The following is a 16,115-nucleotide window of genomic DNA, read 5'->3' as shown; positions in this document are numbered from 1 at the left end:
CGAGGATAACGTTTGCCATCCAAAGACGGGACTGGATTGTATAGTATTGTTTTTAATCGATTTATATTAAGAGCGGAGTAACAATCCAGGGGCCTCGACTGCATAGAGGTGCGTGTAGAACGGTTTTTTATTTTATTTAACTGCGTAGTATCTCGAGTGCAAGGACAAACACGGCGGCTGGTCTGCCGTGTGGGTGACGGCAACAGGGGAAATGGGCCAACCGGATTGCTCCGGCAGGCGAGGCGGATCGGGAGCGGAAACCCGTGATGCCAGACAGACCCCCGTGGTTGCGGGAGCCCAATATGGAACATGCTATTTGCGAGGGGGTGACATGCGAATGTTGCCCCATTTTTTTATGCCCGCCGTCCGTTTGCCCAATCAAAAAGACCGCCTGCTGGCGGTCTTTTGCGTGATGTCTCGGCGATCAGGCGAGGCCCGCCAGCAGACGACTCCAGTTGCGCTTGGCAACGAGGAAACCGTCTCGCAACGTGCGGTACTCCAGTTGCAGCCTGAGCCTGTCGTAGCGTGCGAGGGCTGTGCGCTTGCGCTGCTCCAGCAGTGACTTGCGGCTGGCATAGTAGTGCTGGATCTGCAGGCTCAGCTTGTCGTACTCCTCCTGCAGCAGTGCCTGCCAGCGTTCCCTGTCGTCCTGTTTGTGCACTCTGGCCTGGGCGCGCTTGAGTTGCATCTCCAGCCTTGCCTGTTCGATGCGTTCCTCCGGGCAGGATCTCAGGTCTTTGGCGAGCCCGCACCAGGCGGCGGTGCGGATCAGCCACTTGGTGGGATCGAACTGCCACCACTGAATACCGTTGCGGTAGTCGTTCTCGAACAGGTGATGGAAGTTGTGATAGCCCTCGCCAAAGGTGAAGAAGGCCAGGATGCCGTTGTCCCGGGCGCTGTTGCGATCCGTGAACGGCTGGCTGCCCCAGATGTGGGCCAGGGAGTTGATGAAGAAGGTGGTGTGATGGGTCATCACCATGCGCAGCACCCCGGCCAGCAACATCATGCCGAGCAGATCCCCGTGCAGGAGGCCGAGCAGCAGCGGAATGCCGATGTTGGTGACCAGAGCCAGGGCCAGATAGTGCCTGTGCTGGAAGGCGACCACGGGGTTGTTTTGCAGGTCGCGCACATTGCTGTAGTCGTGGTAGGTATCGCGCTGGTATTCCCGCAGCATCCAGCCGATGTGGGAGTACCAGAAGCCGCGACCCGCACTGTAGGGATCCTTCTGGTTGTCATCCACGTGGCGGTGGTGGCGGCGATGATCCGAGGACCAGTGCAGCGCCGAGTTCTGCAGGGCGAGCGCGCCTCCGATGGCGAAGATCCATTGCAGGGCCGGGTGCGCCTTGTAGGCCTTGTGGGACCAGAGCCTGTGGTAGCCGGCGGTGATGGAGATGCCGCAATAGCAGAACAGCAGCAGGAAGCAGAGCCACTGCCAGAGGTCGTAGCCCTGGCTCAGTCCATACCAGGGGACCGCTATCAGTGCCGTCAGCCCGGAGAGGGCGAACAGCAGGGTGTTGGTCATGATGATCGGGGGGCGGTCCATTTCACTCGGCTCCTTTCAGCGAACAGCTGTTCACTATTCTCCATTGAGCCGGAATGCGGGTCAATGGTAAAAAAGTCGGAGACAAACCTGATCCCGGCCCCGCCTTCGGGTTATCATCTGGCCTCGCTAATCTCAAGGTGACTGTTTTCGTGGGTATTCGCGCGCAACAAAAAGAAAAAACCCGGCGTACGCTGATCGAGGCGGCGTTCAGTCAACTCTGCGCCAACCGCAGTTTCTCCAATCTCAGCCTGCGGGAAGTGGCCAGAGAGGCGGGCATAGCGCCGACCTCCTTCTATCGCCACTTTCGGGACATGGAAGAGCTGGGGCTGACGCTGGTGGACGAGGGAGGGCTGACCCTGCGCCAACTGATGCGCCAGGCGCGCCAGCGCATTGCCGGTGGTGGCAGCGTCATCAGCACCTCGGTGCAGACCTTCATGGAATTCGTCGAAAACAACCCGAACATCTTCCGGCTACTGCTGCGCGAGCGCTCCGGCACCTCGGCTGCATTCCGTCAGGCGGTGGCCCGGGAGATCCAGCACTTCATCGCCGAGCTGACCGATTATCTGGAAGCCACCACGCAGGCGCCACGGGAAGAGGCCTATATCCAGGCCGAGGCCATGGTGACCATCGTCTTCAGCGCCGGTGCAGACGCCCTCGACATGACTCCGGAAGAGTGCAAGGCACTGTCGGAGCGCACCATCAGCCAGTTGCGGATGATCGCCATGGGCGCCGAGGTGCAGAACCGCAAGCGCCACGAATCTCTCACATAACGCAAGGATGGACAGCCTCATGCATGAACCGAACGCGATTCCGAAGAAGCCCCTGGTGCTGGCCCTGCTGATCGGTATCTGTGGCGATGCCTTCCTGTCGGCCTTGACGGAGTCGGTCGTCCCCTTCTCCTTCTACCCCCTCATCGCCCTGTTGCTGGCGGCCAGCCAGCTCTATCAGCACTATCGCCATGAGCCCATGGTGGGCAACACACCCAGCTGCATTCTGCTCTGCTTCTTTATCGGCGTGTTCGGCCATTCTGCCCTGGTCAAGGTGCAGTACCCCGAGCTTGGCAGCAACTTCTTCTCCCTCATTGCCATGCTGCTGCTGCTCGCCGCTCTCTCCATCAAGCTGGGAATCAGCCTCGGAAAAACGCAAAAGGAGTGACGAATCACTCCTTCTGGTCGGGCCGGGGGTGGCCTAGTCGGCCCTGGGGGGAGTCTCTCCCTTCTTCCTGGCGTCTATGATGGCCTGCAGCTTGGTGCGGATATCCATCATGCCGAACACCCCGAAGATCAGCACCTGGGTGAATTCGAGACGAGTGACCGCGAAGTAGGGTTTGCAGGCCGCCTTGATCATGCTGGCCTGTACCCAGTGCATCAATATCACGATGACGCCGCACACCGGCAGAAAGCCGTTCAGTTTGCCCGGCAGGGTGCCCAGCAGGGCGAGTGCCACACCGAACCAGAAGAACAGCAGCACCCCCATCGCCAACAGATTAAACACCCGCTTCATCGTTTACCTCCCGTACATAGAGTTGATAGCAGGCCTGATGTGATCGACCTGCTTGTCCTTGAGCCGTTGTCCAAATTGACGGAGAAGGGGACTGTGCCCATCTCCCCTTTAAACCGCTGCGTCATGCTTGGTGTCCCGCAGATAGAGCTGATAGCAGACCTGACCAGCCTGCTTGTCCTTGAGTAGTGTCCAGCTGGCGGGCAGCGCCAGATCGGCCATCTCTTTTTCCCGCTCCAGATAGATGAGGGCATCGGATGCCAGCCAGCCGCGCTGCTCGAGCAGCTCGCACACCTGGGGCAGCAGCTCGCGACGAAACGGTGGGTCCAGAAAGACCAGGTCGAAGGGGGTGGCCGGGCCTTGCAGCCAGCTCACGGCATCCGCCTGGATCACCTGCCCCTGGCTGCTGCCCAGGGTCGTCAGGTTCTTCTTGAGCTGGTCGGCGGCGCCTCTGTCCATCTCGATCAGGGTGACCTGTTCGGCATAGCGGGACAAGGCTTCCAGCCCCAGCCCGCCGCTGCCGGCGAACAGATCCAGGCAGCGGGTACCGCGCACGTGGGGAGCCAGCCAGTTGAAGATGGTCTCCTTGACGCGATCCGTGGTGGGTCTGAGCCCTTCCACATCCCTGACGGGGAGTTTGCGCCCCTTCCATTGGCCGCTGATGATTCGTACCACGCCCGCTCGCCCCTGGGGGGCTGGGCTCTTGCTCGGGCTGTTACGGCTGGATTTCACTCTGGGCATCGCGTTTCGTCGTCAGAAAATAAAGTGATAGTATAAGGCGGTTCATTTTTATGCCGACCCGCCGAGGGACGGCTATCTTAGCAGTCAGCCTTTGATGTGAGTATTTTTAGATGGCAAAAGGTTTGTTTTCCTGGCTGGGTTTCGGCCGCAAGAAAGAAGAGGCTGAGGCCGTTCCATCGCAGGCGCCCGACGCTACCCCGGCGGTAGTCGAGTCGGAGGCCGCCGCTGTTCCCGCGCCTGTCGCCGATGTTGCCCCGGCTGATGCCCCTGCCGCCAAACCCGAAGCGCCGCTGAGCGGCCCTGACGAAGGCCCCCTGGTTGTGGAAGAGCCGGAGGGCGAGCTTGAGCCCGTTATCGTCAATGAGGCCTTGATCGCCACCGAAGCTCAGGTCGCAGAAGAAGCCATTGTCGCCGCCGAAGCCCGCGCTTTGGAAGAGGCCCTTATTGCCGCCGAGGCTCGCGCCGCAGAAGAAGCCCGTATTGCCGCCGAGGCTCGCGCTGCGGAAGAAGCTCGTATTGCCGCCGAGGCTCGCGCTGCGGAAGAAGCTCGTATTGCCGCCGAGGCTCGCGCAGCGGAAGAGGCTCGTATTGCTGCCGAAGCCCGCGCTTTGGAAGAGGCCCGTATTGCCGCCGAGGCTCGCGCCGCAGAAGAAGCCCGTATTGCCGCCGAAGCCCGCGCCGCAGAAGAGGCCCGTGTGGCCGCCGAGGCTCGCGCCGCAGAAGAGGCCCGCATTGCCGCCGAAGCCCGCGCAGCGGAAGAGGCTCGTATTGCTGCCGAAGCCCGTGCCGCAGAAGAAGCCCGTATTGCTGCCGAAGCCCGCGCTGCGGAAGAGGCTCGTATTGCCGCCGAAGCTCAGGCTGCCGAGGAAGCTCGTGTCGCCAAAGAGGCCCAGCGAGCGGAAGATTTGCGTCTGGTCGCCGCGATGGAGGCTGAGGCCGCCGCTCTGGCCGCTCTGCCACTGGCCGCCAAGGTGGACGACGACACTCAGGAGAAGCCGCAGCGGGAGGGCTTCTTTGCCCGCCTCAAGCGAAGCCTGGTGCGTACCAGGGAGAATATCGGTTCCGGTTTCTTCGGCCTGTTCAGCGGCAAGAAGATCGATGACGATCTGTTCGAAGAGCTGGAGACCCAGCTGCTGACCGCCGATCTTGGCGTCGACACCACCACCCGCATCATCGAGGGGCTGGTACAGCACGCGGATCGCAAGCAGCTCAAGGACGCCGAGGCGCTCTACGGTCTGCTCAAACAGGACATGGGCGAGATGCTGGCCAAGGTCGAGCAGCCCCTGGTGATCGACACCAGCAAGAAGCCTTACGTCATCCTGATGGTTGGCGTGAACGGCGTCGGCAAAACCACCACCATCGGCAAGCTGGCCAAACAGTTCCAGGCCGAGGGCAAGAGCGTGATGCTGGCCGCTGGCGATACCTTCCGTGCTGCGGCGGTCGAGCAGCTGCAGGTGTGGGGTCAGCGCAACAACATTCCGGTGATTGCCCAGCACACTGGTGCCGACTCCGCCTCCGTCATCTATGACGCCATCGAGGCAGCCCGCTCCCGCGGGGCTGACGTGCTGATCGCTGATACCGCCGGCCGCCTGCAGAACAAGAGCAACCTGATGGAGGAGCTCAAGAAGGTGGTGCGGGTGATGAAGAAGCTGGACGATGCGGCACCCCACGAGATCATGCTGACTCTGGACGCAGGCACCGGCCAGAACGCATTGAGCCAGGCCAAGCTGTTCAGCGAGGCGGTGGGCCTGACCGGCATCACCCTCACCAAGCTGGACGGTACCGCCAAGGGGGGCGTCATCTTCGCGGTGGCCGACAAGTTCCAGATCCCGATCCGCTACATCGGGGTGGGCGAGGGGATCGACGATCTGCGCCCGTTCGTCGCCAACGACTTCATCGAGGCGCTCTTCAGCCGCGAAGAATAAATCCGGCCGACATGAGTCGGCCCGGCCGTGACGAGCACGTGTTCCATACCCCGACTCCGGTCGGGGTATGTCACTATGAGAGCGCAGGTATGGCTCATCCGGGCAAGGATGACATGCGGCATGGTTGCGACCGGTGTTGTCATCCAGGTGTTGTGCCGGTACGGGGGAGTGAGCGCCCCATGCTTTATCCCGGTCGGGGTTTGTCAATCTCAGGGAACCGTTATGATTCGTTTTGACAAGGTCAGCAAGGTCTACAGTGGCGGTCATCAAGCGCTGCAAAAGGTCAGTTTTCACCTGCGCAAGGGGGAGATGGCCTTCCTGACCGGCCATTCGGGGGCGGGCAAGAGTACCCTCCTCAAGCTCATCAGCGTGATGGAACGACCGACCGACGGCCGCGTCTTCTTCCACGGCGATGACGTCAGCCACATCCAGCGCAGTCAGATCCCCTACGTGCGCCGCCAGATCGGCATGATCTTCCAGGATCACCGCCTGTTGATGGATCGTACCGTGTTCGACAACGTCGCCCTGCCCCTGGTGATCGATGGCTACAGCCATGGGGACATCAACAAGCGGGTGGCGGCGGCGCTCGACAAGGTCGGGCTGCTCGGCAAGGAGCGCTACCAGCCGCGCATGCTCTCCGGCGGTGAGCAGCAGCGGGTCGGCATCGCCCGCGCCATCGTCAACAAGCCGCCCCTGCTGCTGGCGGACGAGCCGACCGGCAACCTGGATCCCCAGCTTTCCATGGACATCATGCGCCTGTTCGAGGAGTTCAACCGCTTCGGCGTCTCCGTGCTGATTGCCACTCACGATCTGGGGCTGATCGCCCGGATGCGCTACCGCACCCTGACCCTCAAGGCGGGTCGCATGTATTCGTCCGGGGAGGATCGCTGATGGCTATTGTTCGTCATAAACAGCCGCCGTTGCGTCGTTTGATGATGTATGGGGTGGATCACGTGCGTCAGGCCTTTGCCAGCCTGGGTGAGCTGTGGCGCAACCCGCTCGCCTCCCTGATGACCCTGGCGGTGCTTGGCGTGAGTCTGGCGCTGCCTTCCTGTTTCCACGTATTGCTGAAGAATGCCGAAGTGGTGGAGGGGAGCTGGCAGACCAGCTCCCAGATCTCTCTCTATCTGCGCAAGGATCTGCCGGAGCAGAGCATCCTCGACATGAAGCAGCGGATCCTGCTCTATCCGGAAGTGGAGTCCGTCACTTATATGAACCGTGACGAGGCGCTCAGGGAATTTCGGGAGATCTCCGGTTTCGGTGATGCCCTAGATTATCTGGACAGCAACCCGCTGCCGCCGGTGCTGAGCGTGATCCCGGATCCGCGCTGGCAGAATCCCGAAGGGGCCGCCGAGCTGCTCGCCAAGCTGGAGAACGAGCCCGGTATCGAGCAGGGCAAGCTGGATCTGCAGTGGTTGACCCGGTTGCAGGGGATCATGAACCTGCTGCGCCACACCATTACAGGTATCGCGGTGTTGCTGCTCTCCGCCGTGTTGCTGATCGTGGGCAACACCCTGCGCCTGAATATCCTCAACCAGCGTTCCGAGATTGAAGTGCTCAAGCTGGTGGGCGCGACCGATGCCTTCATCCACCGTCCCTTCCTCTATACGGGCATCTGGTTTGGGGTCATCGGCGGCATGCTGGCCTGGTGGCTGACCGAGGTGATGGTAATCTGGAGCGAGGGGGTGGTGAAGGAGCTGGCGGGGCTTTACAACAGCAACTTCCGTCTGGTGGGGATGGGGGCGTTCGACGGCTTCAATCTCATACTGCTGGGCGCCCTGCTGGGGTTGATCGCCTCCTGGTTCTCGGTGCACAGGCACATTCGCGACATAGAACCGTCCTGATTAATTTGTCAGCATTTTAAAGCGCTGGATTTTGCGAACTGGATCAAGTAAAAGAGTGGCCCGTTTCTGGCACGGGCCACTTTCTCAGAGTAATCTGAATGGTGTCTGCGCCGAGGATCATATGTGGATCCTCTGAACCTTTTGATTTATCAATGGTCTACTGACTGCAGCAGAATGAATACGGGTATGGCCCCTATGCCTTGCTCGTCTGACTTGGCAAGCATGTGAAGGTTGCGAGCTCCGCAACAATGGACTTAGCATGCTACTTTTCAGGGGTCCTTTACTGTGACCCCTTTTTTTTTGACTGTTCATTTATGATTCATGCCGTCAGCCTAAGATAGACCGGGTTCATGCTGGGGTGATGTATGATGCAGCACGCAGAATGATACCTGGTCAGTAGACACGTCTTCTCAGGGTGTTAGACTGATTCGATTGAAAAGTAAGAGGTAGAACATGGGAACTTCATTGCAACGCACTATGGCTCTGATTCCGCAAGGTAGTCTGGAAGGCTATATCCAGGCCGTCAACTCGATCCCTGTGCTGAGCGCAGAGGAAGAGCGCGAACTGGCGATGCGTCTGCAGCAGGATGGCGATCTCGAAGCTGCACGCCAGCTCGTTATGTCGCACCTGCGTTTTGTCGTTCACGTGGCCAAGAGCTACTCCGGCTATGGCCTGCCTCAGGCCGATCTGGTGCAGGAAGGCAACATCGGCCTGATGAAAGCCGTCAAACGCTTCGACCCGAGCGTGGGCGTGCGTCTGGTCTCCTTCGCCGTGCACTGGATCAAGGCCGAAATCCACGAATATGTGTTGCGCAACTGGCGCATGGTCAAGGTGGCGACCACCAAGGCCCAGCGCAAGCTGTTCTTCAACCTGCGCAAGTCCAAGAAGCGTCTGGGCTGGCTGAACCACGAAGAGGTGCAGGCCGTGGCTGCCGACCTCGGAGTATCCGCTGCCGACGTCACCGAGATGGAAGCGCGCATGAGCAATTACGATCAGGCCTTCGATCTGGTCGGTGACGATGAAGACGAGGGTGGCTTCGCTCCGGTGCACTATCTGGAAGACAAATCTTCCGATCTCGCGGCGAACATCGAGAACGACAACTGGGACAGCCATGCCACCCGTCGCCTGAGTGCGGCCATGGCGACCCTGGACGAGCGCAGCCAGCACATCATCCGTGCCCGCTGGCTCGATGACGAGAGCAAGACCACCCTGCAGGAGCTGGCCGATACTTACGGCGTCTCGGCCGAGCGGGTGCGCCAGCTTGAGAAAAACGCGCTCAAGAAGCTGAAAGATGCCATGGATGCCTGACGGCCTCCTCCGGTAAGAAGCAGGGCCTGATGGCCCTGTTTTTGTTTTGCGGGGATCTGGTCGGCCTTGCCTTGGTTACCCTTGTGTATGGTATGTTGCCGCCACTGCCACAGTAGGGAGAGCAGAAGTGAAACTGTTGAACGACTTGTTTACCAACAACCGTGAGTGGGCGGAACGGATCAAGGCCGAGGATCCCAATTTCTTCGCTACCCTGTCCGCCCAGCAGGCACCCGAGTACCTCTGGATCGGCTGTTCCGACAGCCGGGTTCCCGCCAACCAGCTGATGGGGCTCTTGCCGGGGGACGTCTTTGTCCACCGCAACGTCGCCAACCTGGTGGTGCACACCGACTTCAACTGCCTCTCGGTGCTGCAATACGCGGTGGAGGTGCTCAAGGTGAAGCACATCATCGTCTGCGGCCACTATGGCTGCGGTGGGGTCAAGGCTGCGATGCAGAACCAGGAGCTGGGTCTCATCGACAACTGGCTGCGCAACATCAAGGACGTCTACTTCAAATACGGCGAACAGCTCGAAGCCATCGAGGATGAGCACGAGCGCTTTGACTACCTGTGCGAGCTGAACGTGGCCGAGCAGGTCGCCAACGTCTGCCACACCACCATCATCCAGAATGCCTGGCGCAAGGGGCAGGAGCTGGCGGTGCACGGCTGGATCTACGGCATCAAGGATGGCCTGCTGCACGATCTCGATCTCTGCATCAGCGGCCCTGACCAGATCCCGGACGTCTATCGCGCCTGGCCGGACATGCGTCCGCCCCATCGTCGCCGCTGAGGACCAGCCGGTGGCTCCTGCGCTCTACCTTCAGATAAAGCAGCACATCCTGGACGGGATCCGCGAACGCCACTATCAGGCGGGCGACCGGATCCCGACCGAGGCCGCCCTGTGCGAGCAGTTTGCCGTGAGCCGCATGACGGTGAACAAGGCGCTGCGTGAACTGGTGGCCGAAGGCTGGCTGGTGCGCACCGCCGGATCCGGCAGCTTTGTGGCCGACAGGCGCACCGAGTCGCCGCTCTTGGCGATTCGCAATATTGCAGACGAGATCGCCGAGCGGGGCAGCGAGTACAGCGCGCGGGTGATTCGGCTGCAACGTCAGGCCGCCGACGAGAAAGTGGCGGTACGTCTGGGCCTGCGGGTCGGGGCGCCCACCTTTCACAGCCTCATCGTCCATCAGGCCGATGGGGAGCCGCTGCAACTGGAGGAGCGCTTCGTCGATGCCGAGCGACTGCCCGGCTATGGCGAGCAGGATTTCACCCAGCAGACGCCAAACAGCTATCTGATGGAGATCTGCCCCCTCTCCGAGATGGAGCACGTGGTAGAAGCCGTGTTGCCGAGTGCTGGTGAAGCCGGACTGCTGCAAGTGAGGGTCGACACCCCCTGCCTGCTGCTGCACCGGCGCACCTGGTCAGACGGCTTTCTGGTCTCCTATGCCAGATTGTTGTCGCCGGGTTCCCGCTACAAGCTGAGCTCCAAGACGCGTCTCGCATAATTGTATATACATATTAAGCATTTAAAAGCCCACCTCTCGGTGGGCTTTTTTGTGCTTACACTCTAATAAAGCTGCTGTTATCAAGATGTGAACTTGATCCTTTCTTTCTTTTCAGAGATCGGCTATAAATTATTGTATATACATTTAGAGGTCGGTATGAACAAGGAACTGTTGAACTGCGAGCGGGTCTGGCTCAACGTGACACCCGCCACCCTGCGCCCCGATCTGGCGGACTACGGCCTGCTGGAGCCCCATGCCCTTGGCGTGCGGGATGGCAAGATCCACGCTCTGGTCCCCATGCAGGATCTCAAGGGCCCCTATGCCGCCTCCTGGCAGGACATGAAGGGGAAGCTGGTCACCCCCGGTCTTATCGATTGTCACACCCACCTCATCTTCGCCGGCAGCCGCGCCGAAGAGTTCGAACTGCGCCAGAAGGGAGTCCCCTATGCGGAGATTGCCCGCAAGGGGGGCGGTATCATCAGCACGGTGCGCGCCACCCGGGCAGCCAGCGAGGAGCGGCTCTATGAGCTGGCGTTGCCGCGGATCAAGTCCCTGATCCGGGAAGGGGTCACCACAGTCGAAATCAAGTCCGGCTACGGCCTCACCCTGGAAGACGAGCTCAAGATGTTGCGGGTGGCCCGTCGTCTGGGAGAGACGCAGCCCATCCGGGTCAAGACCACGCTGCTGGCGGCTCATGCGGTGCCGCCGGAGTATCGCGACGATCCCGACTCCTGGGTCGAGACCATCTGCCAGGAGATCATCCCGGCGGCGGCCGAGGCAGGTCTCGCGGATGCGGTGGATGTCTTCTGCGAGCACATCGGCTTCTCCCTTGCCCAGACCGAGCAGGTCTATCTGGCGGCGGATCAGTACAACCTCGCGGTGAAAGGGCACATGGATCAGCTCTCCAACCTGGGGGGCAGCACGCTCGCCGCCCACTTCGGCGCCCTCTCGGTGGATCATCTGGAATATCTGGATCAGGACGGGATCCAGGCGTTGGCCCACCGTGGCGTGGTCGCCACCCTGCTGCCCACCGCTTTCTATTTCCTCAAGGAGACCAAGCTGCCCCCGATCGCTGCCTTGCGCAAGGCGGGGGTACCCATGGCTGTCTCTTCCGACATCAACCCGGGCACGGCTCCCATCGTCTCCCTGCGCATGGCCATGAACATGGCTTGCACCCTGTTTGGCCTGACCCCGGTGGAGGCCATGGCCGGGGTGACCCGCCACGCCGCCAGGGCGCTTGGCGAGCAGGAACGGCTGGGGCAGCTCAAGGTCGGCATGCTGGCGGATTTCCTTGTCTGGAACTGCGGCCATCCGGCCGAGCTCAGCTACCTCATCGGTGTCGATCAGCTGGTGAGCCGTGTGGTCAACGGGGAGGAAACCCTTCATGGATAAGTTCAACGGGATCGACATGTCGGTCTGGCAGGGGCGTCAGGATCCCGAAGACGGTGAGTTGGCCCTGCGCTGGCACGATAGGGTGCAACCCTGGCAGGGGAATCGCGAACCCGGCGTGGTGCTGCTCGGCTTTGCCTGTGACGAAGGGGTGCGCCGCAACAAGGGGCGGGTCGGTGCGGCCGGTGCACCGCTGGCGGTGCGCAAGCTGCTGGCCAACACGGCCTGGCATCTGGGCGCCCCCGTCTATGACGGCGGGGATCTGGCCTGTGAGGACGGCGATCTCGATGCCGCTCACGGGCGCTTGGCCGAACGGGTGGCGAGTGCGCTGGATCAGGGACACTTCCCCCTGGTGCTGGGAGGCGGCCACGAGGTGGCGTTTGGCAGCTGGAGCGGCCTGAACCGTCATCTTGGCGGCGAAGGGCGGGTCGGGATCATCAATTTCGACGCCCACTTCGATCTGCGCATGAAACAGGAGCAGGCGAGCTCGGGCACCCCCTTCTTCCAGATTGCCGAGCAGTGCGCTGCCCAGGGCACTCCCTTTCACTATGCCTGTCTCGGGGTGGCCGAAACCGCCAATACCGCGGCGCTCTTTGCTCGCGCCGAGGCGCTGGGAGTCTGGCACGTGCTGGACGAAGCGATGACGCCGACCGAGCTGCCAGCCTTGCTAGGCGGGCTGGATGCCTTCATCGCCCGTTGCGACCACCTCTATCTCACCATCGATCTCGACGTGCTGCCGGCGGCGGTGATGCCGGGAGTGAGCGCTCCCGCCGCTCGCGGCGTGGAGCTGGCGGTCATCGAACCGCTTATCGCCCATATCCGGGCCAGCGGCAAGCTCAGGCTCGCCGATCTGGCCGAGTACAACCCGAACCTGGATCAGGACAACCGCAGTGCCCGCGTGGCCGCGCGCCTGGTTCACCAGTTGACCAAGTAGTGGCGCACCGCGCCGCCTGACTGCATCGCTAAACAAGGAGTGTCTATGTCTGTACAACACCAGGATCCCCGCCACGATCCGAGCCGCGTGATCCGTGCTCCCCACGGCACCCAGCTGACCGCCAAGAGCTGGCTCACCGAAGCGCCACTGCGGATGCTGATGAACAACCTGGATCCGGATGTTGCCGAGCATCCCCAGTCCCTGGTGGTGTACGGCGGCATCGGCCGCGCCGCCCGCAACTGGGCCTGCTATGACAAGATCGTCGAGGTACTGACCCGGCTCGAGGACGATCAGACCCTGCTGGTGCAATCCGGCAAGCCGGTCGGGGTGTTCCAGACCCACAAGGATGCGCCGCGGGTGCTCATCGCCAACTCCAACCTGGTGCCCCACTGGGCCAACTGGGAGCACTTCAACGAGCTCGATAAAAAGGGTTTGATGATGTACGGCCAGATGACCGCTGGCTCCTGGATCTACATCGGCACCCAGGGCATCGTGCAGGGCACCTACGAGACCTTCTTCGCGGTGGCGAACCAGCACTTCAACGGCGAGCCCAAAGGCCGCTGGATCCTGACCGGGGGCCTGGGTGGCATGGGCGGTGCCCAGCCCCTTGCCGCCACCATGGCCGGTTTCTCCATGATCGCCGTGGAGTGCGACGAGACCCGTATCGATTTCCGTCTGCGTACCCGCTACGTCGACAAGAAGGCCCACAGCCTGGATGAGGCGCTGGCCATGGTCGAGGAGGCCAAACGCAGCGGCACCGCCGTCTCCGTCGGCCTGCTCGGCAACGCCGCCGACGTCTTCGCCGAGCTGGTGGCTCGCGGCATCACGCCGGACGTGGTGACCGACCAGACCTCCGCCCATGATCCGGTACACGGCTACCTGCCTCAGGGCTGGAGCGTGGCCCAATGGCGCGATCTGCAAAAGAGCGCACCGGACGAGGTCAACGTGGCGGCTCGCCGCTCCATGGCCCGTCAGGTCGAAGCCATGCTGACTCTGCAATCCCGCGGCGCCGCCACGCTCGATTACGGCAACAACATCCGCCAGATGGCGCTGGAAGAGGGGGTCAAGAATGCCTTCGACTTCCCGGGCTTCGTGCCGGCCTATATCCGCCCGCTGTTCTGCGAGGGCATTGGCCCGTTCCGCTGGGTGGCGCTCTCCGGCGACCCGGAAGACATCTACAAGACCGACCAGAAGGTGAAGGAGCTGATCCCGGACGATCCCCACCTGCACAACTGGCTCGACATGGCCCGCGAGCGCATCGCCTTCCAGGGCCTGCCGGCGCGGATCTGCTGGGTTGGCGTCAAGGATCGGGTGCGCCTGGGCCTGGCCTTCAACGAGATGGTGAAGAATGGCGAGCTGAAGGCTCCGGTCGTCATCGGCCGTGACCACCTGGACTCCGGCTCGGTGGCGAGCCCGAACCGCGAGACCGAATCCATGATGGATGGCTCCGACGCCGTTTCCGACTGGCCGCTGCTCAATGCCCTGCTCAACACCGCCGGCGGTGCGACCTGGGTCTCCCTGCACCACGGTGGCGGGGTCGGCATGGGCTTCTCCCAGCACTCCGGCGTGGTGATCGTCTGTGACGGCACCGACGATGCCGCCAAGCGGGTCGGCCGCGTGCTGCGCAACGACCCGGCCACCGGGGTGATGCGTCACGCCGACGCCGGCTACGAGATTGCCATCAACTGTGCCGTTGATGCGAAACTGGATCTGCCGATGATCGACGCCACCGGCAAAGGGGTGAAATAAGATGTTCGAACTCAATCTGCAACCGGGCAAACTCTGCCTCGCCACCCTGCGTCGTGTCAGCCGCGAGCCGGTACACGTCAGTCTGGATCCGGCTGCCCTGGCGGGGATCCACGCCTCCGCCGCCGTGGTCACCAAGGTGATCGAGCAAAACCGGGTGGTCTACGGCATCAACACCGGCTTTGGCCTGCTGGCCAACACCCGCATTCCGGTGGAGCAGCTGGACGAGCTGCAACGCTCCATCGTGCTCTCTCATGCGGCAGGGATTGGCGAGTACATGGATGACGCCACCGTGCGGTTGATGATGGTGCTCAAGGTCAACTCGCTCGCCCGTGGCTTCTCCGGCATCCGGCTGACGGTGCTCGAGGCCCTGATGACCCTTATCAACGCCGAGGTCTACCCCGTGGTGCCGAAGAAGGGCTCCGTCGGCGCTTCCGGCGATCTGGCGCCCCTGGCCCACATGAGCTGCCTGCTGATCGGTGAAGGCAAGGCCCGTCACAAGGGCGAGCTGATCGACGCCGCCACTGCCCTGAAGATTGCAGGACTGGAGCCCATCGCCCTGGCGCCGAAAGAGGGGCTGGCCCTGCTCAACGGCACCCAGGCGAGCACCGCCTTCGCGCTGGAAGGGCTGTTCCATGCCGAGGATCTCTACGCCGGCGCCATCACCATCGGTGCCATGAGCGTTGAAGCGGCGCTGGGCAGCCGCCGGCCGTTCGATGCCCGCATCCACGAGGTGCGCGGTCAGCGCGGCCAGATCGATGCGGCCGCCTGCTACCGCCACCTGCTGGTGGACGGCAGCGAGATCGGCATGTCCCACCACAACTGCGAGAAGGTGCAGGATCCTTACTCCCTGCGCTGTCAGCCCCAGGTGATGGGTGCCTGCCTGACCCAGATCCGTCAGGCCGCCGAGGTGCTGGTGTGCGAGGCCAACGCGGTCTCCGACAATCCGCTGGTGTTTGCCGAGGATGAGGAGATCATCTCCGGCGGCAACTTCCACGCAGAACCCGTGGCCTTTGCCGCCGACAACCTGGCCCTGGCCATCGCCGAGATCGGGTCGCTGTCCGAGCGGCGCATGGCGCTGCTCATCGACTCGCGCATGTCCGGCCTGCCGGCCTTCCTGGTGAACAACGGCGGGGTGAACTCCGGTTTCATGATCGCCCAGGTCACCTCGGCGGCCCTGGCCTCCGAGAACAAGACCCTGGCCCACCCGGCCTCGGTGGACAGCCTGCCCACCTCGGCCAACCAGGAGGACCACGTCTCCATGGCCACCTTCGCCGGTCGCCGGCTGGCGGACATGGCGGAGAACACCCGTGGCATCCTGGCGGTGGAGCTGCTCGCCGCCGCCCAGGGTCTGGACTTCCGCGCCCCCCTGCGCAGCACCGAGCTTATCGAGCTGGCCAAGGGCCGGCTGCGGGAAGAGGTCAGCTTCTATGACAAGGACAGGTACTTTGCACCGGACATCGAGGCGGCCGCCGCCCTGCTGGGCCGTGCCAGCTACAACGACCTGATCCCGGCCGGGACCCTGCCCAGCCTCTGAATTGGAGCCTGAGCAACCATAAAAAAGACCGCCCATGTGAAGTGAACCCCATTTATTGGACACGTTAGCTGGCGGATGACATGGCCTGAGTTCGGTACTGTACCGGGCTCAGGCCGTTTAGTTTTACTTTGAGCCGTTCATGGTTG

Annotated in this window: 16 protein-coding genes; 12 read left to right on the top strand and 4 right to left on the bottom strand. The window is 62.3% G+C overall.

Annotated features, from left to right (window positions below):
• Nucleotides 1-424: 424 nt before the first annotated feature.
• The gene (locus tag PG883_RS14130; protein ID WP_039040410.1) at nt 425-1,543 is read right to left on the bottom strand and encodes a fatty acid desaturase; all 1,119 of its coding nucleotides are present in this window, start codon (nt 1,541-1,543) and stop codon (nt 425-427) included.
• A 149-nt stretch (nt 1,544-1,692) separates the two neighbouring features.
• On the opposite strand from PG883_RS14130, the gene fabR reads away from it, so the two are divergent.
• Together fabR and PG883_RS14120 are read left to right on the top strand one after the other, a co-directional pair.
• Nucleotides 1,693-2,313 (top strand): HTH-type transcriptional repressor FabR, encoded by a 621-nt coding sequence (gene fabR / locus PG883_RS14125; RefSeq protein ID WP_010672598.1) that lies wholly within the window; start codon nt 1,693-1,695, stop codon nt 2,311-2,313.
• A gap of 19 nt (nt 2,314-2,332) precedes the next feature.
• Nucleotides 2,333-2,698: a YijD family membrane protein gene (locus tag PG883_RS14120; RefSeq protein ID WP_010672599.1), complete on the top strand. Its 366-nt coding sequence runs from the start codon at nt 2,333-2,335 to the stop codon at nt 2,696-2,698.
• 33 nt (nt 2,699-2,731) lie between these two features.
• On the opposite strand, the gene PG883_RS14115 is transcribed toward PG883_RS14120, so the two are convergent.
• Both PG883_RS14115 and rsmD read right to left on the bottom strand, forming a co-directional pair.
• Complete coding sequence (locus PG883_RS14115) at nt 2,732-3,046, bottom strand: DUF1145 domain-containing protein (protein WP_010672600.1); 315 nt, start codon at nt 3,044-3,046, stop codon at nt 2,732-2,734.
• Nucleotides 3,047-3,154: 108 nt separating this feature from the next.
• Nucleotides 3,155-3,784 carry a 16S rRNA (guanine(966)-N(2))-methyltransferase RsmD gene (gene rsmD, locus PG883_RS14110; RefSeq protein ID WP_042864572.1) on the bottom strand — a complete coding sequence of 210 codons (630 nt, stop codon included), beginning with the start codon at nt 3,782-3,784 and terminating at the stop codon, nt 3,155-3,157.
• Between the two features lie 110 nt (nt 3,785-3,894).
• Between rsmD and ftsY the strand changes: the two genes are divergently transcribed.
• The 10 genes from ftsY (at nt 3,895) to hutH (ending at nt 15,969) form a co-directional block, all read left to right on the top strand.
• Nucleotides 3,895-5,709, top strand: a complete 1,815-nt coding sequence (gene ftsY / locus PG883_RS14105; RefSeq protein WP_125117020.1) for a signal recognition particle-docking protein FtsY — start codon at nt 3,895-3,897, stop codon at nt 5,707-5,709.
• A gap of 222 nt (nt 5,710-5,931) precedes the next feature.
• The gene (gene ftsE, locus PG883_RS14100) at nt 5,932-6,600 is read left to right on the top strand and encodes a cell division ATP-binding protein FtsE (RefSeq protein ID WP_010672603.1); all 669 of its coding nucleotides are present in this window, start codon (nt 5,932-5,934) and stop codon (nt 6,598-6,600) included.
• Nucleotides 6,600-7,553 (top strand): permease-like cell division protein FtsX, encoded by a 954-nt coding sequence (ftsX, locus tag PG883_RS14095; protein WP_029313524.1) that lies wholly within the window; start codon nt 6,600-6,602, stop codon nt 7,551-7,553. The genes ftsE and ftsX overlap by 1 nt, the downstream gene beginning before the upstream one ends.
• A gap of 453 nt (nt 7,554-8,006) precedes the next feature.
• Nucleotides 8,007-8,861, top strand: a complete 855-nt coding sequence (rpoH, locus tag PG883_RS14090; protein ID WP_029313526.1) for an RNA polymerase sigma factor RpoH — start codon at nt 8,007-8,009, stop codon at nt 8,859-8,861.
• Nucleotides 8,862-8,988: 127 nt separating this feature from the next.
• Nucleotides 8,989-9,648, top strand: coding sequence for a carbonate dehydratase (can, locus tag PG883_RS14085; protein WP_010672606.1), 660 nt, complete (start codon nt 8,989-8,991; stop codon nt 9,646-9,648).
• A gap of 10 nt (nt 9,649-9,658) precedes the next feature.
• Nucleotides 9,659-10,363, top strand: a complete 705-nt coding sequence (hutC, locus tag PG883_RS14080; RefSeq protein ID WP_010672607.1) for a histidine utilization repressor — start codon at nt 9,659-9,661, stop codon at nt 10,361-10,363.
• A 156-nt stretch (nt 10,364-10,519) separates the two neighbouring features.
• Complete coding sequence (gene hutI / locus PG883_RS14075) at nt 10,520-11,755, top strand: imidazolonepropionase (RefSeq protein WP_010672608.1); 1,236 nt, start codon at nt 10,520-10,522, stop codon at nt 11,753-11,755.
• On the top strand, nt 11,748-12,686 hold the full coding sequence (gene hutG, locus PG883_RS14070) for a formimidoylglutamase (protein ID WP_048208866.1): 939 nt from the start codon (nt 11,748-11,750) through the stop codon (nt 12,684-12,686). Before hutI ends, hutG begins: the two co-directional genes overlap by 8 nt.
• 45 nt (nt 12,687-12,731) lie before the next feature.
• Nucleotides 12,732-14,435 carry a urocanate hydratase gene (gene hutU, locus PG883_RS14065; RefSeq protein ID WP_049637316.1) on the top strand — a complete coding sequence of 568 codons (1,704 nt, stop codon included), beginning with the start codon at nt 12,732-12,734 and terminating at the stop codon, nt 14,433-14,435.
• Nucleotide 14,436: 1 nt separating this feature from the next.
• Nucleotides 14,437-15,969: a histidine ammonia-lyase gene (gene hutH, locus PG883_RS14060; protein ID WP_010672611.1), complete on the top strand. Its 1,533-nt coding sequence runs from the start codon at nt 14,437-14,439 to the stop codon at nt 15,967-15,969.
• A 64-nt stretch (nt 15,970-16,033) separates the two neighbouring features.
• Here hutH and PG883_RS14055 read toward each other — a convergent pair.
• A partial coding sequence (locus PG883_RS14055) for an IS3 family transposase (RefSeq protein ID WP_244077648.1) occupies nt 16,034-16,115 on the bottom strand: 82 nt, incomplete at its 5' end.

Source organism: Aeromonas sp. QDB25, assembly GCF_027707725.1.
In the GTDB taxonomy this organism is placed as follows: domain Bacteria; phylum Pseudomonadota; class Gammaproteobacteria; order Enterobacterales; family Aeromonadaceae; genus Aeromonas; species Aeromonas caviae.
The sequence above is the reverse complement of the archived record's forward strand: the minus strand, read 5'-3'. Positions and strand labels throughout refer to the sequence as shown.